At 65.6% G+C, this 22,342-nt stretch carries 16 protein-coding genes; 11 read left to right on the top strand and 5 right to left on the bottom strand.

The features are described 5' to 3' along the window. Positions 1-115: 115 nt before the first annotated feature. The 9 genes from ACZZ97_RS05345 (at position 116) to ACZZ97_RS05305 (ending at position 13,516) form a co-directional block, all read left to right on the top strand. The gene (locus ACZZ97_RS05345; protein WP_463472497.1) at positions 116-517 is read left to right on the top strand and encodes a hypothetical protein; all 402 of its coding nucleotides are present in this window, start codon (positions 116-118) and stop codon (positions 515-517) included. A gap of 2,563 nt (positions 518-3,080) precedes the next feature. After that, positions 3,081-3,377 carry a hypothetical protein gene (locus tag ACZZ97_RS05340; protein ID WP_463472496.1) on the top strand — a complete coding sequence of 99 codons (297 nt, stop codon included), beginning with the start codon at positions 3,081-3,083 and terminating at the stop codon, positions 3,375-3,377. A 496-nt stretch (positions 3,378-3,873) separates the two neighbouring features. Further along, positions 3,874-4,896, top strand: coding sequence for a hypothetical protein (locus ACZZ97_RS05335; RefSeq protein ID WP_463472495.1), 1,023 nt, complete (start codon positions 3,874-3,876; stop codon positions 4,894-4,896). 190 nt (positions 4,897-5,086) lie between these two features. Further along, entirely contained in the window at positions 5,087-6,235 is a 1,149-nt protein-coding gene (locus tag ACZZ97_RS05330; RefSeq protein ID WP_463472494.1) for a TRAFAC clade GTPase domain-containing protein, read from the top strand. Next, a complete protein-coding gene (locus tag ACZZ97_RS05325; RefSeq protein WP_463472493.1) occupies positions 6,232-6,600 on the top strand; it encodes a hypothetical protein in 369 nt (122 codons plus the stop codon). The genes ACZZ97_RS05330 and ACZZ97_RS05325 overlap by 4 nt, the downstream gene beginning before the upstream one ends. 105 nt (positions 6,601-6,705) lie before the next feature. Further along, positions 6,706-7,398 carry a TY-Chap2 family putative peptide chaperone gene (locus ACZZ97_RS05320; protein WP_463472492.1) on the top strand — a complete coding sequence of 231 codons (693 nt, stop codon included), beginning with the start codon at positions 6,706-6,708 and terminating at the stop codon, positions 7,396-7,398. A 241-nt stretch (positions 7,399-7,639) separates the two neighbouring features. After that, the gene (locus ACZZ97_RS05315; protein ID WP_463472491.1) at positions 7,640-10,351 is read left to right on the top strand and encodes a DNA methyltransferase; all 2,712 of its coding nucleotides are present in this window, start codon (positions 7,640-7,642) and stop codon (positions 10,349-10,351) included. 1 nt (position 10,352) lies between these two features. Continuing rightward, the gene (locus ACZZ97_RS05310) at positions 10,353-12,335 is read left to right on the top strand and encodes a DEAD/DEAH box helicase (protein ID WP_463472490.1); all 1,983 of its coding nucleotides are present in this window, start codon (positions 10,353-10,355) and stop codon (positions 12,333-12,335) included. Next, the gene (locus ACZZ97_RS05305; RefSeq protein WP_463472489.1) at positions 12,332-13,516 is read left to right on the top strand and encodes a GIY-YIG nuclease family protein; all 1,185 of its coding nucleotides are present in this window, start codon (positions 12,332-12,334) and stop codon (positions 13,514-13,516) included. The genes ACZZ97_RS05310 and ACZZ97_RS05305 overlap by 4 nt, the downstream gene beginning before the upstream one ends. Positions 13,517-13,765: 249 nt before the next feature. Here ACZZ97_RS05305 and ACZZ97_RS05300 read toward each other — a convergent pair whose 3' ends face one another. The 5 genes from ACZZ97_RS05300 to ACZZ97_RS05280 all read right to left on the bottom strand — a co-directional run bounded on the left by ACZZ97_RS05300 (position 13,766) and on the right by ACZZ97_RS05280 (position 20,760). Then, on the bottom strand, positions 13,766-14,182 hold the full coding sequence (locus tag ACZZ97_RS05300) for a hypothetical protein (RefSeq protein WP_463472488.1): 417 nt from the start codon (positions 14,180-14,182) through the stop codon (positions 13,766-13,768). Positions 14,183-14,728: 546 nt separating this feature from the next. Then, positions 14,729-15,790 (bottom strand): hypothetical protein, encoded by a 1,062-nt coding sequence (locus tag ACZZ97_RS05295; protein ID WP_463472487.1) that lies wholly within the window; start codon positions 15,788-15,790, stop codon positions 14,729-14,731. After that, positions 15,787-16,503, bottom strand: a complete 717-nt coding sequence (locus tag ACZZ97_RS05290; RefSeq protein ID WP_463472486.1) for a ComEA family DNA-binding protein — start codon at positions 16,501-16,503, stop codon at positions 15,787-15,789. Before ACZZ97_RS05290 ends, ACZZ97_RS05295 begins: the two co-directional genes overlap by 4 nt. 97 nt (positions 16,504-16,600) lie before the next feature. After that, positions 16,601-19,231, bottom strand: a complete 2,631-nt coding sequence (gene leuS / locus ACZZ97_RS05285) for a leucine--tRNA ligase (RefSeq protein WP_399540484.1) — start codon at positions 19,229-19,231, stop codon at positions 16,601-16,603. Between the two features lie 104 nt (positions 19,232-19,335). Further along, positions 19,336-20,760, bottom strand: a complete 1,425-nt coding sequence (locus tag ACZZ97_RS05280; protein WP_463472485.1) for an anthranilate synthase component I family protein — start codon at positions 20,758-20,760, stop codon at positions 19,336-19,338. Between the two features lie 11 nt (positions 20,761-20,771). Here ACZZ97_RS05280 and ACZZ97_RS05275 point away from each other — a divergent pair, with 11 nt between their 5' ends. Both ACZZ97_RS05275 and ACZZ97_RS05270 read left to right on the top strand, forming a co-directional pair. Next, positions 20,772-21,596, top strand: coding sequence for an aminotransferase class IV (locus tag ACZZ97_RS05275; protein ID WP_463472484.1), 825 nt, complete (start codon positions 20,772-20,774; stop codon positions 21,594-21,596). 75 nt (positions 21,597-21,671) lie between these two features. After that, a complete protein-coding gene (locus ACZZ97_RS05270) occupies positions 21,672-22,328 on the top strand; it encodes a DedA family protein (protein ID WP_463472483.1) in 657 nt (218 codons plus the stop codon). Positions 22,329-22,342 lie beyond the last annotated feature (14 nt).

Raw genomic sequence — 22,342 nt, 5'->3', positions numbered from 1 at the left:
CACCCGCTCCCTGATCAGACCCCTGTCGCCCTTCCGGGCGGCGGGGGTCTTCTCTTTCGAGGCCAGCCAGGTACCGTCGCATCGAGGCCGACCTCTCGGCACGAAGGAGCGCGACGTGACAGAACCCGCCATCTACTCATCGCTGAACGAGGCGATGCGCCTGGGAAACATCCCCTGGGAGAACCACGCCACCGTCACGGGCATCGTCGAGGCCATCGGGATCCAGTCCTTCCACGCCCACAACGCCTACGGCATCCGCGCTGTCCGGCGTGAAGAAGGACCGGATCTTTGGATCGCCTACGGCGACACCAGCGGGTTCACCTCCAAGGAAGAAGCGCGGCGGGCGGCGCCGGAGCTGCCGCGCTGGCCTGACAGGAAGAAGGGTCAGTGGGGCGTCACTCACCCCGAGAACAGGCACCGCGACGGCGGCGGCACGCGGCGTGACCGGCCGGTTGGCGAGAAGTGCCCCTCCTGCTTCACGGAGAAGGCGAGCAACGGCAGCTGCCTCTGCGACTGACCAACGAGCCGCCTCGAGCTGTGCTCGTGACATGACCCCCTCACCCTGACCGGGTGCGGGGGTCTCTCTTTTTCCGGCGCCGCTGACGCGACGCTGAGGCGGCCGGCTGGCGCAGCTGACACCGTTGCGCGCGCCGGCACTGAGACTCATTCCGGGGCTGCTCCCGGGCCGTGTCCGGCCCGATCGTGTCCCGATCGCGGCCACGGAGGGCTGTGTTCTTGGGACCGAAGCCGCCTCGGTGGCTGTTTCGACCGGATCGTGGCCAGGGCCGGGCCAGTGTCTGGCCACGATCCGGTCAGAGACCCAGAAGAGCACCCCTGAGGGCCCTCTAACCCTCGGCTAGGGCCTCGGGAGCGTCTGGGCGACCAGTTCCTGGTCACTTCCGGGCCGCAGCCGGTCACAGATGGTCACTTCGTGACCGCCGAGTGACCACGAAACGGCCACAGATTCCCGTCGTCGAGACGACGGATGAGACCGATCTGGAGGGCAAGAGTGGGCGGAGGCGGGGCGCGATGGAAGCGCGATCAGGGGCCGGCCGAGAGACCATCTGGAGCAGCCTCAGCGCATCGTCGTCCAGCTCTCGTTCGTGCCTCTCTTCGCTGGCTCCTCCTCGCTGAGTCGCCCCAGATGCTTTCTCGGAGGGTGCGAGAGGACGACCCCATGCAGCATCGACATCGCGGAACTGACGGGCCGCGACCCCGCCCCCGCTGAAGGGATTTCCACCAGGTCGCTGACACCCTCGAGCCGGCGGCCGAGGGAGTGAGCCGAAACAGAGCAGAGGCGCGACCGGCGGCCAGGGCCGCATCGAGATGAGGCTGCTCGGCGCGCGGAGCGATGAAGCATCAGCCGTCCCCCGCTGCTGCGCCCCGGCGGCATGGACGCGCAAGCAGGCGCGGCGACAAGTCGCCACTTGAGCCGAGGAGCCCGATGGAGCGAGAGCGCCGTGACGTTGCAGCGACCGGGGCGGCCGGTGATCCCTTCGGGAGAGCAACAGCCGCCCTGAGGCGATCGCAACAACAGGGGTGTGAGGGCGTCGAGGCCGATCAGAAGGGCACCCTCGGGATGCGGAGTGACGGCGCCCCCGGGGCGGAGCTGGGACTGGTCTGGTGACCAGTTCTGTGGCGTCGGTGGTCACGAGATCCGGGGCGGATTTCGTTACTCGGCGCAGAGGGCCAGGAGGCTTCGCGCGCGCCTCGAGGCGGAGGCGGAGAGGGGGCGATGAGGAGGCGGAGTGGCAGCGGTGTGAGGGGCTCAGAGGCGCGGTCTGACGACCGAGGTAGTTACCGATTCTGAGGCGGTCCTGGTCGCTCCACAGTCGCGACCAGATGGGGCAAAAGGAAGGCACCCAAGAGCCGCCAGGGCGGCTGCTGCCGGTGACCTGCGACACCTCCTGCGTCGGCGTCTCAGAGGGGGCCGAAGCGGCAACTAGGGAGGCCGCGGCTTCGCCCCGTCCTGCGCAGGTGTGAGACCGAAGGCAGCCGCGTCCCCGCGTCTGCGTCAGGGTTTGAAGAGAGCCTGAGCCACTTCGTGTCGCAGCCTCTGCCTCGCTGCGCTCGAGGTTTTCAAATTGAGCCACCTCCTTCGGAGCCGTTTGAAAACCAAAACCCCGACTTTCCAACGAATATGAGTGCCACTTTTCAAACCCCGCCCTTCGGGTCCTGCGGATTCCGGTGTTTGAAAAGAGGGTGTTAGAGAACTCATATTCGCTGATCACAACTGCATTGTGACCACGATCCCTCGCTGAAGCTCCGGATGCGTGGGAGAGAGACGAAGAGCATAAGGGGGGGGTGGCTCAGAGCGGCGTTTCTTCCATCGCTGCGCTCGTCAGAATCTTGCTCTGAGGTCGGCACAGCCGACACCCCTTCGTCCGCCCCACAGCCTCTCGCTTCGCTCGGTCTGCGTGGCTTCCTCACCCTCGTCGCTGGCGCTCCTCAGGCCCTTACTGCGTCGCTGCGCTCCTGGCTCTCAGTCGCCCCGTCGGGGGCGCCTGCGAGTGCTTTCCGGCCCTGCCTCTCCTCCGCTGCGCTCCCCCGTTGCACGACCGGCTGACGCGCCCTGCCGGCCGCCGAGACCAGACGCGGCGAGACGCCGCCGTGCCTGCCTCTGACGCCGCTTGCGCGGACCGGCGCTCTGCGCCTGCGAGAGCGCCCGAGGAGGGGCGGTGAGGCAGTGATGGAGGGACTGCCACCTCTGAGCCACCACGCCGCTTCGCGGGGGTCGTGGTGAGGCTCTGAGGCGATGGGGCGATGAGGTCGGCGGTGCCGACCCGGGGGTCGGTTCGATGTCCCTCACGGGTCCCGTGAGTGTGAACCGAGGACGACCCTGCAAGACCGATGGAGCGAGGAGGCGAGACGCCATGCCCAAGAGCAAGAACAGAGGCCACCGCGAGACGCGGAAGGCGCAGCAGGAGCTTCCGGAGCTGCCACCCCAGAGTCACTTCGGACGCCTGTCGGCTCCGAAGAAGACCAACCGGAAGGCAGCGAAGTACGTCGCCGAGGTCGGTCTCCTCTGGGACCGGCGACGAGCAGACCGACGAGCACGTCGGAATGCGCTCGAGCGTCAGGTGGACCCGGCGACAGACCCGAGGCGTCAGCACCTCGACAAGGTCACGCGGAGCGAGATCCTGGAGCGAGCTGCGGGGTGGTCGTTCGACGAGCGAGAGCGCGCCTTCGTCGCACGTGACCACCAGCTCGAGCGGCTCGAGGAGCTGACCGCAGCTGCCACCGCGACGAGCGATCAGCCGATGACGCTGCCGGTGGCCGGCGTGACCCAGAACCAGGCCAGGCAGATTACGAGGCGGCTCCCCGAGGGGTCCCTCGTCGTCGCCGTGCGGCCGCCGTGGACGGCCGAGTTCGTCTGAAGCCGCAAGACCTGAGCGCGAGCTAATTCGGCGGAAATCATTCCCGAAATCATTTCCGCCGAATTAGCGAGGACGCGAAGGAGATGCTCAGGGGCAAGTGGTGAGGGGACACCCGAGCCCACCCGCTTTAGCATCCAAAGAAACCTGGCAACTCTCTGTAAATAGTCGCTTTTCTCGACAGAGTGCGATTCTGCTCATTCTTGAGCAGGATCGTTTTGCGATCCATCCAACCGAGCTTAAGAGGCACAGCATCTAAATGCGCCTTGGTCAGGCCTTTCCGTGCTAAGCGAGGCGAGCCGGAGGTCGCGCGTGCGTCGCTACCAAAGAGTTCAAGGCGGCTAGCGTTCCTAGGTAGGTTCGCTGACGCAGGCGGGTCTGGACCGCCAGGCTCCGATTGGCGTGCGCGTTGGACTGACGGGAAGGCTCTTCGGCCGCACAGACGCGGTCGCGGCACACTTCGGCGGCCCTTCATTCAAAATGCAGGAGGTTGCAAACCATGACTGAAAAGGAAGTGATCCTGTTTCAGGCAGTCGCCGGCACCCTCGTTCAGGTGCATGCAACTGTCATTGCGAGCGAGAAAATGCTCGAAGCTTTGCTGGAATCCGACGCGTCCCTGCTTGGCGTGAATCTGATGATCATTGGGCGCCAGGTTGAGACGAGCGGGCACGGCTACGTCGACCTCCTCGCACTCGATGAACATGGCCGCATCTGGGTCATCGAGTTGAAGCGTCAGCGAACCTCAAGAACCGTCATAGCGCAGATCATCGATTACGGCGTCTGGGCAGAGACCCTCACAGTCGAGGAAATTTCGAACATATTCGCGATCTACCGACCAGGCGATGCGCTTGCCTCAGCCTTTGAAGCGCATTTCGGCAAGCCCTTGCCCGCGGAAGTGAATGCGGCTCAGGATCTCGTCATCGTGGCCGGCGCACTCGACAGCCGAACTCGGGAGAACATCCAGTACCTCCAGCGGTTCTCAGTGCCAGTAAGAACCGTTCTCTTTGAGCACTTTGAACTCGGAGGCAGCACGATTCTTGCTTGCGTCCGCGAGAAATCCGATGCCGGGTACTCACGGTGGGCACCTCCCACAGCGACGCTGGAGGACTCCCAGACGGGAGACTCTGCCGTGCACCGAAGCCGGATCGCGCCCCGTGCGGCCTGCACTCGTCTCCACGAGTACCGGGATGGCATACAACCTGCCCATGCGCAGGCCAAAGCCTTTTGGGCTCAGCATCGAGCCCAGTTCCAGTGGAACTTTCTAACTCCAGACTTCCTGTTTGCTTTGCATCACAAGTGGCAGACGGACGAGGCTCGTGCGGGGCGCCCCAGGTTGCCCCTCTCTAGGGAAACGCTCGTCCAGCGACTCCGCGACATCGTTCAAGAAGATGACGGTTGGGAATACCGACAGGCAAGTCCCGCCCACCTGATGCTCGCATTAGAACCCCTCGCCGAGGGAATCGACTGGACCTGGGACGGAAGCAAGGTCCCGATTCGTGGGTTTCGACGCCTAGGCGCGTGAATCTGAGATCTTGACGATGTGGCAGGCCCTGGTTGGCCTCCCGGTCTACAGCATTCTTCCTTTACCCCCGCCTCAACGGCGCCGAAGGCCGCTGGCCTTTGCGAGATGGGCCCGCTCGCCTCCCGTCAGGCCGTAGTCGCAGCGGGCAAACGCCGATCGCCGCAGCTTGAACTTCCTCTACGTTGGGCTCATGAAGCCGTTGAAGGTTGCTCGGGAACAACAGATCGCCGTGTTCGGCGAGTCCGGCAGTGGGAAGACTGTGCTGCTCTCGTCGTTCTACGGTGCCGCGCAAGAACCAGCCTTCATCAAGAAGAGTCTGTACAAGATCACTGCGGACACGGCCGCACAGGGCCTGCGTCTGCATCAGAACTACCTCGGGATGAAGAACACCGGCGCGGTGCCGGCTGCGAACCGGTTCTCGGCCACGGAGTACGTGTTCTCGGTCAAGCAGCGCCCCAATCCTGCGTCGAAAGGCAAGAAGCCAGCAGCCGGGGAGCTGCGTCTGGTGTGGCACGACTACCCGGGTGAGTGGTTCGAGGAGGAACCTTCTACGGAGGAGGAGTTCGGCCGTCGGAATGAAACTTTCAGGGCGCTGGTCGGATCCGACGTAGCTGTGCTGCTCGTCGACGGGCAACGACTTGTCGACAACGCAGGCGAGGAGGAGCGCTACCTCAAAGCGTTGCTCACGAATTACATCGCGCACGTGTCACGGGTGCGCACCGAGCTAGCACCAGACGGTCAGCGGCTCGTTCGGTTCCCCCGCGTCTGGATGTTTGGGCTGTCGAAAGCGGATCTCTTGCCACATACGGATGCGACGGCGTTCCGGGACCTGCTGGTTGAAAAGGTCGGGCAGGAGATGACGCTTTTACGGGAGGAACTCGCAGCATTCGCTGAAGAGCCGGAAGCCTTCTCACTGGGTGAGGACTTCGTTCTACTTTCCTCGGGGAAGTTCGAACCGGGCAGGATCGACTTCGGGCAGCAGATTGGGGTGCCGCTGATGCTGCCGATCGCGGCGATGCTGCCGCTCTCGCGGCAGCTGCGCTGGGCGAAGGCGCTTCGCCACGGTGGGAAGGTCGCAACTGAACTGATGAAGAACGCCGGAACCGCGATCTCGTTCCTCAGCGCCCTCGCCGAAAAGCTTCCGGGCAAACTCAAGCTGATTCCCGCGCTCGTGCCGTTCGTCACGGACCCACTCATCGAACACGGGACCGAGAAGCTGCAGGATGCATACGAGAAGGCAGCAGACCGCCATGACTTCCTCACCGCTGTTCTGATCGGCTTCCGCCTCGACCTGAATCGCGCTGTAGAGAACGACGCGCTCATCGAGAGTCCAAAATGAACTTCATCTGGGCCACGCGAGGGCGAACCTGGGGGTTCCGGTTCCTTCGCAGTGGCGGGCTGGCGAATCCGCTCGAGGCGTACGAAGCGGCGTTCAACGGCTCGGATGGAGCGCGATTCACGTTCACCCAGCGGGCGGACACCCTAGCGGTGCGATTCCCAGATCCGGAAGAGCGAAAGGACCGCGCCGGACGGGTTATCCCCCACGAGTTCGTCGTGCTCGCCCCAGACCACCTTCGCTTCTCTGACTGCAAGAGTGCGCGTGCGGAACTTTGGCATGAGGTCGAGGACGAGTACGTGACGATCTGGGACCAAGCCTCCGCTACGGGTACCCCGTGGGGGCGGGCAGAAGCGGACCATCTGTGACCCGGCTCAGAGGGCGGCTCGCCATCTGCGTCGATCGTCGGAGAACGACGTGATGAGTCGGAGCCGTGCTGATGTTGTGCCAATTAGCTGTCGTAGAGTTAACGGATGGGGAACGAAGAGGGCGGACAGCACCTCGCTCAGCGCTGGACAATTGCTCAGTCATGGTGGATCGCCAGCGAACTCTGCCGGCGGGACTCCACCTTGCGGATCGACCAGGATTACGCTGATGGTTCCCGGCGATTGCGGGTCAGTCGCGACCTTCCCCGTGACTCGGGCGGGATGCCGCACGTCACGCTCCATCCGGTCCGGGGTGTGGAGGGCCTCGGTCCTACACAGTGGACTAGCTGGCCGAAGGTCTTGAGCGAAGACAATCCGCACGCCTGGGTCAACCGAATCGAGTCAAAGTTCGGATGGGCAGCAGGCCCTACTCCCGCGACAACGACTCGCTCGTTGACATATCGATTGGTTGCCCAAATCCTTGCCAGCACGGTGAATCAAAGGCATCAGATTCAAGCCATCTCCTGGAACAGCATGCTGGGCTCAACTCCACATGATTCGTCGTGGCTCTCGCTTTTCGACGGCGTTCAGTCCATACTCGCGCCGTCCGGTCGGCCACAGGATCTGCCTCTGTGGGTCTTGTTTCGCGAAGGCAACGAGGGCGTAGTCGTTCTCTCAGAGTCGGGGCTCGCTTTTCGTCGCGACGGGCATCAGCAGATTGATTTGATGGCGAGGTACGCAAAACGGCGTTTGCTGGATGACGTCCTGCGGGGCCTGTTGCCTGTGCTGAAAGGAGGGTGATGCTGCAGGGACCCAGGCGCATCTCAGCCCCATGAAGGCTCGGCGCCAATCCAGACCAAGTCCCGCAAAGGCTTCCGTCGATCTCTAAACGCGTTGCTCTTGAACTGAGCCGCACTTCAAACCCAACCACCCTAGAGGGTAACGCCCCTCGCTAGGATGTATCTGACCCGCCGCTGACCGGAAGCGTCGATCGATCTAACGGTGATGCGATCTCGCACCCGCGCGAGATTAGGACAAAGACATGGCGAGACTCAGCCTCAAGGTGGTCGAGGAGCGAGTTGCTCCCCTCGCAAGCCGAGACACATACGACCGGGAGTTCATCTTCGATCTGCTGCTCGCGTTCGGGAAACCCCAGGGCAACGTAACGAGGCTGCGCAACGGCTCGCTAAATGTCGCCGTCGATCCCAAGACCGAAGTTGCACAGAAAGGCGTCGTTTACTTCAAGGAAACTAATAACGACCCGCTGCACATCGTCGACGAACTGAAGACGTCACCAGCCATCGTCCGTTTCAGCACGCGCTTCGTCATAGCGACCGATTACGTTGACATCATCGCCCACGACACCAAGACAAACGAGACAATCGGATTCCCGATCGGCGCTATAGACCAGCATTTTACCTTCTTCTTGCCATGGGCCGGAATGGAAAAGGCGCAGTATGTTGCCGAGTCTCACGCGGACGTCAAGGCGGCCGAGCGCATGGGGAAGCTGTTCGACGAGTTGCTCCACGCCAACCCCGGGATCTTCGACGAAGAGCGCGGACGCCACTCGCTAAATGTGTTTTTCACCCGCCTGCTGTTCTGCTTCTTCGCCGAGGACACGGGCATCTTCGCGGACAACCAGTTCACGAACGCGGTCGCATCCCAGACGCAGTCCGACGGTTCGGACCTCGCAGAGTTCTTGACCGACCTGTTCGCAGCTCTGGACACCGAAGATCCGGCAGACAAGCCGAGGCACCTCGTCGACTTCCCTTACGTAAACGGCCGACTGTTCACGGCGAAGGACGGTCAGGTCGTGCCGCGCTTCACGAAGCAGGCGCGGGACGAACTCGTCGCGTCGGGCACGCTCATCTGGCGCGACATCAACCCCGACATCTTCGGCTCAATGTTCCAGGCTGTCGTCACGCCCGACAGGCGCAGTGACCTGGGCCAGCATTACACCTCGGTGCCGAATATCCTGAAGACGATCGAGCCCTTGTTCCTCGATGCGCTCAAGATCGAACTCGACGCTGCTTACGACAGTGAGCGCCGCCTCATGCGTCTGCTCAATAGGATCGCCGCGATCAAAATTTTTGACCCCGCCTGCGGATCTGGCAATTTTCTAGTCATTGCATACAAAGAGTTCCGTAAGCTCGAGCACGCCATTCTCGAGCGACTTACAGAGTTGAGTTCGACGCATCAAGTGCTGTGGGCGGACTCGAAAATCAGTATCGAGAACTTTTACGGCATAGAGTTAGATGACTTTGCCGCGGAGGTCGCCGTGCTATCACTCTGGATTGCCAAACATCAAATGAATAGTGAGTTTCGGGAAAAGTTCGGTGTTTCGATTCCCCTGATTCCCCTGAGGGAGACAGGCCAAATTCACGCTGGCAACGCCGCGCGCGTCGACTGGAATCGTGTGTGTGCGAACGACGGCGAATCCGATATTTTTTTGATCAGTAATCCACCTTACTATGGTTCTAAGCGCCAGACCCCCGAGCAAAAAGCAGATTACGCGTACGTATTTGAAGATCGTCCATACTCAAAAGATCTCAATTACATATCACTGTGGTTCGTTAAAGGCACCGATTACATCAAAGGAACGCGCGCCCAGTTGGCATTTGTGACCACCAAGACTGTTGCCCAGGGCGAGCATGTTGGTCTCCTGTTTCCGATGATTTTCGCATCGGGTATCGAAATTGGCTTTGCATATCCAGGTTTCCAGTGGGATAACAATGCCAAGAGAAATGCGGACGTCACTGTCGCGGTAATCGGCCTAAGAACAGCTAGAAGCGACCCGAAGTACATTTACAACGATGGGTTTCGGATCACTGCTACAAATATCAACGGATATCTCGCCGATAGCCCTAACGTCTTCGTCTTAGCCAGGAGAAATCCATTGTCAGCGATACCTGTTATGTCGTTCGGCAGCATGCCAAACGACGGTGGCGGCCTGGTACTTAGCGATGCCGAGCGCAATCGACTAATCGCAGATGCCCCGGAGGCGAGCGCCTATGTGAGGCGGTTCCTCGGAGCAAGTGAATTCATTGCTGGTGAAGATCGATTCGCGCTCTGGATCGAAAATTCGGACGCGCAGTCCGCTCGTCGCGTGCCTTGGATCGCAGAGCGAATCGATCGAGTGAGACAGCATCGAGAAGGAAGCGGGCGTGCTGCGACTCGAAAGCTCGCCTCCATTCCGCACCGATTCGGTGAGATCCGTTATGAGCCCACTGAGTCCATAGTGGTCCCTAGCATCTCGTCTGGTCTGCGTAAGTATATTCCTATCGGCTACCTAGACGCCGACACAGTAATCTCAAACAAGGGATTTGCAATTTATAACGCAAAACCTTGGCTTTTCGCTCTCTTGACGTCTCAAATGCATATGTCCTGGGTAAACGCCGTATCGGGGCGCATGCGGATCAACTACCAGTACTCGAATACTATCGTTTATAATAACTTCCCGGTTCCACAACTTACGGACTCGATGCAGGAAATGCTCACTGTCAGCGCACTACGTGTGCTCGATGTCCGCGAGTACCACTGCGAACGTTCACTCGCTGAACTTTATGACCCAGACGAGATGCCGCACGATCTCCGGGCCGCCCATGCCGCAATAGACTCGCTGGTCGATTCCGTTTACTCCAAGAAGCCCTACGAGTCTGATGAGCAGCGCCTGTCAGACCTGTTCGCGCTGCACGAGCGTATGACTGCTGAGCAGGCCACGAAGGCCCCGGCAAAGAGGACCCGAGGACTGTGAAGTGAACGCGACCAACAAGCCCGTGAATGTTGTCGACGTGCACTACGGTCAGACCAAGGCGTCAGTGAATATCGACGCACTGGGCATGCGCGAAATGCAGCAGCGCGTCTTCCAGCGCCGACAAGCCCAGCACTTGCTAGTCAAGGCCCCGCCGGCGTCGGGCAAGTCGCGCGCCTTGATGTTCGTGGCGCTCGACAAGCTCTACAACCAGGGCCGCAAGAAGGTCATTGTCGCGGTTCCGGAGCGGTCCATCGGAGCGTCGTTCGCATCGACAGCCCTAACGAAGAACGGCTTCTGGGCGGACTGGGAAATTAAGGACGAGCACAACCTTTGCGACGCAGGCTCGTCTGCGGGGAAGGTCGACGCATTCATCGACTTCCTCGAGGGGCCTGACGCGGTGCTGGTCTGCACGCACGCGACGCTCCGCTTCGCCTTTGAAAAGCTAGCCCCAGAGTCGTTCAACGGGACCGTGCTCGCGATCGACGAATTTCACCACGTGTCGGCGGACACGCAGTCCTCGCGGCTGGGCGCGCTGCTTCGCGACGTGATGCGCGGCTCGGACGTCCACATCGTGGCCATGACGGGTTCGTATTTCCGCGGGGACTCGGTGCCGGTGCTGTCGCCCGAGGATGAAGCGAAGTTCACGCCGGTCACGTTCAACTACTACGACCAGCTCGACGGCTACGAGCACCTGCGGTCCCTGGGCATTGGACATCACTTCTACCAGGGCCGGTACACGGACGCGATCCATGAGGTGCTCGACCTCGACAAGAAGACAATCGTGCACATTCCAAGTGTGAACTCGGGTGAGTCCACAAAGGACAAGATCGAGGAGGTCGGCCGGATCATCGATGCGATAGGCCAGGTCGAGTCGACGGACCCGGAATCGGGGTTCATCAGCGTCCGCCGACAGGACACAGGTGAGATCGTGCGCGTCGCGGACCTCGTCGACGACACCGACCAGAAGAAGCGTGGCGACACTCTGCACTACCTGTCCCACACCGCTTCAAAGGAGCGTGACGGGGTCGATATCATCATCGCACTGGGCATGGCGAAAGAAGGCTTTGATTGGCCCTTCGCGGAGCACGCACTGACGGTCGGCTACCGAGCGTCACTCACCGAAATCATCCAGATCATCGGGCGCGTAACCCGCGACAGCCCGGGCAAGTCACACGCGCAGTTCACAAACCTCATTGCCGAGCCGGACGCCTCGCAGGGCGAAGTTAAAGTGTCTGTCAACAACATGCTTAAGGCGATCACGGCGTCGCTGCTGATGGAACAGGTACTTGCGCCAAACTTCAACTTCAAGACGAAGAAGTTCGACGACGGCGGGCCAGCGAAGCAGGGCGAACTCAGGATCAAGGGTTTTAGGGAGCCGTCCAGCGATCGAGTCAAGCAAATCGTCTCGACAGATCTGAATGACCTCAAGGCGACCATTCTCCAGGATGACACCTTTGCGCGGGCCGCCGCGGGCTCGATCGACGCCGAGACGACTAACAGGGTGCTGATTCCCAAGATCATCCGGGAGAAGTATCCCGACCTAACGGAGGAGCAGGTCGAGGAGGTGCGCCAGCAGGTCGTCGTGGACTCGGTGGTCAAAAACGGCGAGGTACGCGAGGTCGGCGACAAGCGCTTCATCAAGATGGCCGAGAAGTTCGTAAACATCGACGAGCTGAACATCAACCTCATCGACTCCGTGAACCCGTTCCAGCGAGCATTTGAGGTGCTATCAAAGTCGGTCACGCCCTCGGTGCTGCGCCTCATCCAAGACACGATCACATCAACGAGAATCGACTTCTCCGAGGAGGAGGCCCTGGCGCTGTTCCCGAAGATAAAGACCTGGAAGCAGGTGAACGGCAAAAATCCGGACATCAGGTCTGAAGATTTAACGGAGAAGCGGTTGGGGACGGCTTTGCTCTTCTTGCAAAAGCTCGCAACGCAACGCAAGGCGGAGAAGGCAGCAACGGAGACGGTGGTGGAATGAGCGAGAACGGGACCTTTGAGCCCAGGGCACCGCTGAGCCTTGACGACATCCTGGACGACGACCTGCTGACCGCGCCGGAGAAACCGAAGAAGCTCACCGCATCGGACCGCATGGAGCGCGCCTTCCTCGAGATCGTGCAGTTCAGGCGAACCGAGGGGCGGCGGCCCAGCTCGCAGACGCGCAAGATCGCTGAACGAAAGCTTGGCGCACGATTGGATGGGTTCCAGGCCAACGACGCCGCGGCCGAGGTAGTGGCACACCTCGACGAATTCGGTCTGCTTGAGGCCGCCTCAGCGCCGGCGTCCATCGACGACCTGCTGGAGGCGGGCGACCTCGATGACTTGCTGGCGGACGAGTCCGGAATACTCGACATCTCAGATCTGCCTGTGGTCAAGCGCCCCGAGTCGGCCGACTCGATCGCCCAGCGAGTTCGGGCGAAGGATTTTGAACAGTTTGAGCCGCTCTTCAAGGCGAAACACGTCGAGTTGCAGGACGGCACTTTCACGCTGAAGCCGTTCACGGGCATGGACCTGATTCGCGAGGGCGTGTTCTTCGTGATTAATGGGGTCATGTGCTTCGTCGCTGAGGTAGGCGAAACGGTCGAGCTGGTGATCGGGGGCGAATCGCGTAAGAAGCAGCGCCTGCGCCTTGTGTTCGAGAACGGCACTGAGTCGGCTATGTACGACAAGAGCCTTCAGACCCGCATGTATGAGGCGCAGGGGCAGGTGCTGACGCGCACGGGTCACGGCCCAGAGGACATCTTCGACGCGGACATCGAAAGCGGGCACATCTACGTGCTGGAGTCGATGAGCACCGATCCACTGATCGCGAATCTCAAAGACCTGTACAAGATCGGCTTCTCGACCACCAGCGTGGAGAAGCGCTTGAAAGGTGCTTCAACGTCACCGACGTACCTGATGGCCCCGGTCATAGTTGTCGCGGACTACCGCGTTTACAACGTCAAGGCATCGACGTTGGAGGCCCTGCTGCATCGGGTATTCGCCGACGTTCGCCTTGACCTCACACAAGTCGACCGGAAGGGGCGCGACTACGACCCATCGGAGTGGTTCGTCGTGCCCCGCGATGTCATCAACCGAGCTGTCGCCATGATCATGTCCGGAGAGATCATCGATTACGTCTACGATCGCGACTCCCGGCAGCTTGAGCGTCGTCCGGCTTGATCGAGGTGCGATGCCGGCAAGCTCGGCCCTGCGCCGTCCGCGAGCAATCCTGCCGAAGCGAGCAGCGATGAACGATAGGGAAAGAGGCCGTTCATCTTGTCAGGGTTCTTGGCATGGACGTCCTGGCAGGCGTTGCGTCCAGATCGATTTTCGGCTGGTAACCTCGCCGGCGCCACCTCGAATCGATGCCCCGCACAGCAGAACGCCCTCCGTGACTCCAGGGAGGGCGTTCTGCTGTGCTGGGAGGCGTCAGCCGATGATCTGCTTCCAGATCGCGGCGTTGTGCTCGTTGAGGTACCAGTGCGTCTCACCGCTCCAGTTGATCGGCCAGCGAATGTCGCCACCGAAGCGGTTCTTCATCCAGCGGCTCGCTGCACCGAATGTCTTCTGGACGGTGAGCCCCTCCATCTCGACTTTCGCGCCGACCTCGTCGATCGACAGCGGGTCCGGCGCAGCCTCGAGCAGGATCGTGAGCACCTTCGCCATGAGCTGGACGGAGGTCGCATCGCTCTCGGCCAGCAAGGTGAGCTCCTCGAGGGTCCAGTCGCGCGCTTCATCGTTTTTAGGAGATGCATTGAGGGCCGGTGTGCCGTCGCGGTCCGCGATGAATCGATAGACATCGAGCACAAGGTGCTCGGGGACCTGGACGGGGACGAAGACGGTCATTGGGGCAACCTCCGGGGATTGGTTTGCGTTCACGCGATGAACCTAGCACTCTTGCGAGAGTCTTGCACGACTCTTGCTTGAAATGGCGTCTAGCTTCCTTTGCCGAGGCCCGGGAGTCCTCCACCGACGGTTCGGACACTCGCGCTCGACACGTCGTAAAACACCGGTGAATGCCCCTTCTGCGCGGCTGATGACCCCGCGTGGCTCGCTCTTGGACGAGAACCGCGTCGACCACGAGACCGATTGGGCCGAGAAAGCGTCCAGAGTTTCAACAGACCTCGGAGCGACCGGTGAGGTTATGGGAGAACACGATGCCTGAGCGGAGGTTCGTGTAGGTCAGCTGGCCACATTCTGGACACAGGTACGCCCACTTCGTCGACACCGGTGGCATCTCAGCGGCGTGACCGGCTCCCGGACACGCCGCGCCGCTGAGCCCGTCGTGATCCGTGGGATGCCCCGATGCCAGGTGCACGAGACAGCCGCACGCCGGGCGGCACAAAGAGATCCACCCATGCTTGGGCTGGCCTGACATATGGTGATATCCTTCTAAGAACCTGAATTTAACTCATGGGCCCGACGGGCGCGAGCCCAATCGACCAGGCTCACGGAATGGCCTTCACCGCCACTCCCATCAGGGGTAACTGACACGATGCGAAGTGCCCGACCCCGCCCACTCGATGCCAGCGAAATTCGGCTTGCTGCTTGCTGCTTGCTCGCGGCCGCTCGGCTCTGCCCGACATTGCTGAGTCTTAGGTACGCATCCGGTTTTGCGTTAGTGTCTCCGGAGACGGCCGTCAGGTGCGACAGCGAGGACGCCTTCATGGCCTCGTCGAGCTCGTCGTCGACGGCGGACGTGTCGCCGACGGCGAGCCCGGGCAGGAGGCTGCCGCCGTCGCCCGGGAGCTCCGCCGTCACGCCGCGGAAGTCGGAGCGCACCGAGTCCGCGAGGCCCGCCGCCCCGGACGGCGGCGCCCCGGGGACGACGTGGCCGCGCACGGCCGCGACGAAGGCGACGTCGTCGCCCGGCTCGACCGGGAGGACCGAGACGCGGGCGGACACCCCCTGCCCCACCTCGACCGTCGCCCCCTCCGCGACCCGCGGCCCGAGGAGGAGGAACGACGCCCGGCCGCGCCACACGACCTCGTCGGCCACGACGGCCTCGCGGACCGTCACCTGCACGGCTCGTGTGCCCGCCGCCAGACGGCCCGTCGCCGTGCCGTGCAGCTCGGCGGAGCGACCCGACAGGGCGACGAGCTCCTCCGGGTAGCGCACGTGCTGCCGTGCGGCCGCACCTGCCAGCACCAGCCCCGCGACGAGGGCCACGAGCGCGGCCAGTGCCGCGGCAGGGACGACCCGGGACCCGGTCGACCCCGGGTCTTGCGACCTCCCTGACGGCGTCGGCGACGGCGCGCGCGACGCCGAGGGCCACGCTCGTCGACCGCGTCGTCTGGCCACCACGGCGACGACCAGGGCCGCGGCCCCGACGAGGAGGAGCAGGACGCTCACCGCGACGTGCAGGTCGGGCCTCGGCAGGACCGCGACGAGCACGGCCCACGAGGCCCCCGCCGGCGCCGCCCAGCGGACGTCGACCTGTGTCGGGGCCCTCACACGGTGACCAACGGGGAGAGCGTCGCGAGGGTCTTCTCCCCGATGCCGCTGACGCCCAGCAGGTCGTCCACCGACCGGAAGGCGCCGTTCTGCCGACGCCACTCGAGGATCGCCGCCGAGGTCGCCGGCCCTACTCCGGGGAGCGTCTCGAGCGCTGCGGCGTCGGCCGAGTTGAGGTCCACGAGAGCCGCGCCCGGCCCGGACGCGCCGCCGCCCACCGCGGAGCCCGCACCTGCGCCTGTCCCGCCGGCCGCGGCCGCGCCGGCCCCGCCGCCAGGCCCGTCCGCCGCCTCCCCCACCGCCGGGACGTACAGCTGCTCGCCGTCGACGAGGGGCCGAGCCAGGTTGACCGCGCCCTGCTCGGCGTCGTCGGCGAAGCCCCCCGCCGCCGCGACGACGTCGACGACCCGTGCCCCCGGCGGCAGCTCGTAGAGACCAGGCAGCGCGACCCTGCCGTGCACGTGCACGAAGACGGGCGAACCGGTCGCCGCGGGCTCCCCCGACGGGCCGGCCGCCCCGGGCGACCCGTCGGCGGGCGTCGGCCGTGACGTGATCGCGGTCTCGCCCGCGCCTCCTCGGGTCGCCGTCGCCGAGACCGCGACGGTGACCGCGAGCACCGCCAGCACGAGCACGACGACGGCCCCGACGCCGAGGCGCCAGCGCGGCCCGCGGGGGGCTGCCGGATCGGGCGCGGAGCGGAAGTCGACGACCATCCCCCGACGGTAGGAGGAGCGGCTCGGCACCCGCAGACGACGACGGCCGCCCTGGGGAACCAGGACGGCCGGTCGGCGACGGGGAGGAGCGAGTGCGCTACTTCACCGCGATGGCGACGAGGCGCGGCGCACGCACGACGACGTTCACGATCTGCTTGTCGCCGACCGCGCGCTGCACCGCCGCGGAGTCGCGGGCCAAGGCCTCGAGCTCGTCGGACCCGATCTTGGGCGAGACCTCGAGACGGTCGCGGACCTTGCCGTTCACCTGCACGACGGCCGTCACGCTGGTCTCGACGAGCAGGGTCGGGTCGGCCCGGCGCCAGCCGAAGTGGGCGACACCCACGCCGTCGTAGCCGAGCAGCTCCCACATCTCCGACGCCGTGTAGGGCGCGAAGAGCGAGAGCCCGAGGGCCACCGTCTCCGTCGCTTCGCGGACCGCGGGGTCGGCGGCGCCGGCGCCGCTGTCGATCGTCTTGCGGACGGCGTTGACGAGCTCCATGAGGCGGGCGACGACGACGTTGTACTTGAACGCCTCGCTGAGGCCCGGGGCCTCGGCGAGGAACCGGTGGGTGACCCGGCGCAGCGCCTGGTCGCCCTCGGCCCAGACCACGTCGCGCGGGCTGTCGACGTCGGTCGCTAGCCGGAACGCCCGGGCGAGGAACTTCGCGGACCCTGCCGGCGAGACGTCGGCCCAGTCGATGTCGTCCTCGGGCGGGCCGGCGAAGGCCATCGTCAGGCGGATCGCGTCGACGCCGTGCTTCGTGATCTCGTCGGACAGGCTGACGACGTTGCCCTTGCTCTTGCTCATCTTCGCGCCGTCCTGCAGCACCATGCCCTGGTTCAGCAGGGCGCTGAACGGCTCCGTGAAGTCGACGTGGCCGAGGTCGAAGAGCACCTTGGTGATGAAGCGCGCGTAGAGCAGGTGCAGGATCGCGTGCTCGACGCCGCCCACGTACTGGTCGACGGGGGCCCACTTGCTCGCCTGGGCCGGGTCGAACGCCCGCTCGGTGTCGGTCGGGTCGAGGAACCGGAGGAAGTACCACGAGCTGTCGACGAAGGTGTCCATCGTGTCGGCGTCGCGGCGCGCGGGCGAGCCGTCGCGCGGGTCGGGCACGTTCACCCAGTCGGTCGCGGCGCCGAGGGGCGAGCTGCCCTTGGGCTTGAGGTCGAGGCCCTCCGTCGGGGGCAGCAGCACGGGCAGCTGGTCGACGGGCACGGGGACCTCGACGCCGTCGGCGCCGTGCACGATCGGGATCGGCGTTCCCCAGAAGCGCTGGCGCGAGATGAGCCAGTCGCGGAGGCGGTAGGTCTTCGCGGCCTTGCCGGAACCCGACTGCTCGAGCAGCTCGATCACGCGCTTGATCGCGTTCGACTTGCTCAGGCCGGTGAGCGGCCCCGAGTTCATCAACCGGCCCTCGCCGGTCAGGGCGACGCCGGTCGACGCGGGGTCGAGGTCGGGCAGGTCGTCGGGCAGGATCGCCTGGCCCTCGTCGTCCAGCTGCAGCTTGGGGATGACGCCCGTGACGGGCGCGTTGGTGTCGACGACGACGCGGACCGGCAGGTCGTACTTGCGGGCGAAGTCGAGATCGCGCTGGTCGTGCGCGGGCACGGCCATGACGGCGCCGTGGCCGTAGTCGGCGAGCACGTAGTCCGCGGCCCAGACGGGCATCGGGTCGCCCGTGACCGGGTTCACCGCGACGCGCCCGAGGGGCACGCCGGTCTTCGGGCGCTCGCTCGACTGGCGCTCGATCTCGGTCGCCTTCTGCACCTCGACCAGGTAGGAGGCGAAGGTCTCCTTGACGTCGTCGGTCGCGTCGGCGACGAGCTCGGCCGCGAGGTCGGAGTCGGGCGCGACGACCATGAAGGTGGCGCCCCAGAGCGTGTCGGGACGGGTCGTGAAGACCGTGACCCGCTCCTCCCTGCCCTCGATCTCGAAGTGCACGTCGGCACCGATCGACCGGCCGATCCAGTTGCGCTGCATGTTCAGCACCTTGGTCGGCCAGTGGCCCTCGAGCTGGTTGAGGTCGTCGAGCAGGCGGTCGGCGTAGTCGGTGATCTTGAAGTACCACTGCGTCAGCTTCTTCTTGACGACGACGGCGCCCGAGCGGTCGGACGTGCCGTCGGCCAGGACCTGCTCGTTCGCGAGCACGGTCTGGTCGACCGGGTCCCAGTTGACCCAGCTGTCCTTGCGGTAGGCGAGGCCCTTGTCGTACATCTGCAGGAACAGCCACTGGTTCCACTTGTAGTACTCGGGGTCGCTCGTGTGCAGCACGCGGTCCCAGTCGAACGACGGCGCGTAGAGCTTCATGCTCTGCTTCTGCTGCTCGATGTTCGCGTAGGTCCACTCGCGGGGGTCGACCCCGCGCTTGATGGCGGCGTTCTCGGCGGGCAGGCCGAAGCTGTCCCAGCCGATCGGGTGCAGCACGTTGAAGCCCTGCTGGCGCCAGTAGCGCGTGACCATGTCGCCGAGCGCGTACTGCTCGGCGTGCCCCATGTGCAAGTCGCCCGAGGGGTACGGGAACATGTCGAGGATGTACTTGCGCGGCCGCACGTCGTCCGGGTCGACGGCGAAGGGCTTCGCCTCCTCCCAGATCGCCTGCCACTTCTGCTGCAGGCGAGCAGGGTCGTAGGCGCGCTCCGTCTCGCCCTCGGCGTGGGCCGGGGTCTCGGACGCCGGGGTGGTGGACGCCTGGTCGGCGGACGCTGTCGTGTCGTGCTCGTGGGCCACGGGACTCTCAATCGCTGCGGTGGGGAGGTGGGCAGCCCGAGGGCGCCCTGAGGGGCGCACGCGCGGGGCGGTCCGTCGTCCAGGGTAGCGGGCCGACCGTCTCGTCAGGGCACGGGCTGCGTCGGCACGGCGGGAGCCGAGGAGGCGCCCGCCGCGACCGCGTCGAGGGCGCGCAGCAGGGCGGCAGACTTCAGCCGCACCTCCTCGAGCTCGACGGACGGCACCGACGATGCGGTGATGCCTCCCCCGGCGCCGACGCTCGCGCGGCCGGGCCGTCGCGACGTCGCGCGCTCGACGACGATCGACCGGATGGCCATGGCGAGCGAGGCGGAGCCGTCCAGGCCGAGATGCCCCACGACGCCCGAGTAGACGCCGCGCGGCCGCCCCTCCCACGCGGCGAGCAGCTGCACGGCCCGGCGCTTCGGCGCGCCGGTCATCGAGCCGGCGGGGAAGGCCGTCTCCACGACGTCGAGGGCGGTGCGCCCCGGGGCCAGGACGGCCGTCACCGTGCTCACCAGCTGGTGCACGTGGCGGTAGGACCGCACGGCGAACAGCTCGGCCACTGCGACGGTGCCGGGCGCCGCGACGCGGGTGAGGTCGTTGCGCACGAGGTCGACGATCATCAGGTTCTCCGCGAGCTCCTTCTCGTCCGCGCCGAGCTCGGCGGCGGCGCGGGCGTCGAGCGCCGCGTCCGGCGACCGCGGCCGGGTCCCCTTGATCGGGGACGACGAGACCGCCCCCTCCGCGTCGACCCGGAGGAACGACTCGGGCGAGGCCCCGAGCACCGACGTCGGGCCGATCCGCACGAAGGAGGCGTGCGGAGCCGGAGAGGACCGGCGCAGCCTCCGGTAGACGGCCAGGTCGTCCACGTCGCCCTCGACCGTGGTCCTCGTCGTGAGGCAGAGCACGTAGGCGTCGCCCGCCGTGATGGCCTGCTGGCAGCGCTCGACGAGCGCGAGGTAGGCGTCGTCGTCGTGCTGGCGCACGGCGGGGCGCGACGGTGCCGTGGGCTCGGACGGGTGCCCGGGTTCGCCCTCGGGGACGTCGCGCCAGGCCGCCGCGACGGCCGACAGCCAGCGGTCGTCGCCCAGGACCACCGCCTCCACCGACCTGTCGCCGTGGTCGAAGACCAGCGCGCGGTCGGTCAGCAGGAGCGCGAGGTCCGCGGGGGCGTCGGGGGCGGGCACGAGCCCGGCCGTGACCGAGGGAGGCGCGCCCCGGCCCACGCCCACGGTCGCGTCCTGGTCGAGGAGCCAGGTCCCGACGCCGTAGCCGAGCCAGCCGGCGGGCCCGAGCGGATCGGCGTCGCCTCGGGGATCGGCGAGGCCGGCACGGAGCTCGGCCCACGCGACGGCCAGGTCGTCGGGACCCGACGCCGTGAGCGCCGGGCCCCAGGCGACGACCGAGCGCCCCGACGAGGCACCGGGGCCCGCATCGGTCCAGACGACGTCGCCGGTGCGGGCGAGGGCGAGGACGACGGCCTCCGGGTCGCGCCACGAGAGCGGACGACGATGGACCGGGAGACGCATACCCTGAGTGTATGAGCCCCGGCGAGACCCTCCTGTGGCGCGGGGGCGAGCTCGCGTCGCCGCCCGCAGAGCCGACGGCACCGACGGCGGAGCAGCCCGCGGCGTCGGCCCCCGACGTGCTCGTCGCCGACTCGTGGCTCGTGCTCGACGGCGCCGTCCGCGCCCTCGACGTGCACCGCGACCGCTTCACGTCGTCCGTGGCGGCCACGGGCCTGGTCGCCGACGACGACGTCGAGGCCTTCTGGGGCGCGGTCGTCGACCGCCTGCCGCGGGACGGCGCCTGGTTCCCCCGCGTCGAGCTCGTCCGCGACGCCGCTGGGGCACCCGAGCTGCGCGCTCGACTGCGGACCGCTCCCGACCGCACGAGATCGGTGCGGGTGGCGACCGCGGCCCTTGATCCGCGTAGGTCGCCCCTCGTCAAGGGCCCCGATCTCGCCGCCCTCGGCGACCTGCGATCGGAGGCCGCTTCTCGCGGAGCGGAGGAGGCGGTGATCCTCTCCCCCGAGGGCCACGTCGTCGAGGGCGCGTGGAGCTCGCTGGTCTGGTGGCGCGGCGACTCCCTCTGCACGCCGGCGGACGACCTGCCCCGCCTGCCCGGGGTGACCTCGCGCACCGTGCTCACCCTCGCCGCCGTGCTCGGCGTCGACGTGCTGCACGACCGGACGACGCCGGCGGAGCTCGACGGCGCCGAGATCTGGTCGCTCAGTGCGCTGCACGGCGTCCGCATCGTCTCCGGGTGGGTCGACGGCCCGTCCCCGGCGGAGCAGCCGGGCCGGCTCGCCACGTGGCGGGCCCGCCTCGACGCCCTGCGCCGCCCGCTCCCGGCGAGGTCCTGACCGACCTGTTAGACCAGCGGGCTCCCGACCGGCGAGACCAGGGTTTCCCGGCCGGCGGTGAATAGGATCGGCCTGGTGGACGACGCGCTGACAGGACTCCTCGACCTCGTGCAGTCGGTCGACCCGCTCCTCCGGACCCTGCTCGCGGGGCTCGCCATGGTGCTGGAGACGAGCGTGCTGCTCGGGCTGCTCGTGCCCGGGGACACCGTGGCCGTGGTCTCCGCGACCGCGGTGGTCGGCCCGGTCGAGTTCGCGTCGCTCGTCGTCGCCCTCGTGCTCGGCGCCCTCACCGGCGAGAGCATCGGCTTCGCGCTCGGGCGGCACTTCGGCCCGGCCATCCGGCGCAGCCGTCTCGGCCGTCGCCTCGGCGAGCACAACTGGATCAGGGCCGAGAACTACCTCGCCCGACGCGGCGGCATCGCCGTCTTCGTCTCGCGCTTCCTGCCCGTGCTGCACTCGCTCATCCCCCTGACCGTGGGCACGAGCCCGATGCGCTACCGCACCTTCCTGGCCTGGACCACGCCGGCCTGCCTCCTCTGGGCGACGGCGTACGTGTCGGTGGGCGCTGCCGCCGCCGGCAGCTACCGGGAGCTCGCCGACCGCCTGCACGGCGCCGGCTACGTCTTCGTCGGCATCGTGGTCGCGTTCGCCGTGGTCGTGCTGCTCGTCAAGCGGCTCGTGCACCGGCGCGAGGAGAAGCACATGGCCCACCCGGACGACGACGCCGTCTGACGACGGAGGGGCCG

It is taken from the genome of Frigoribacterium sp. AC512, assembly GCF_979258295.1.
Note: the sequence above shows the minus strand (reverse complement) of the source record. Positions and strands in the feature narration are given on the sequence as shown.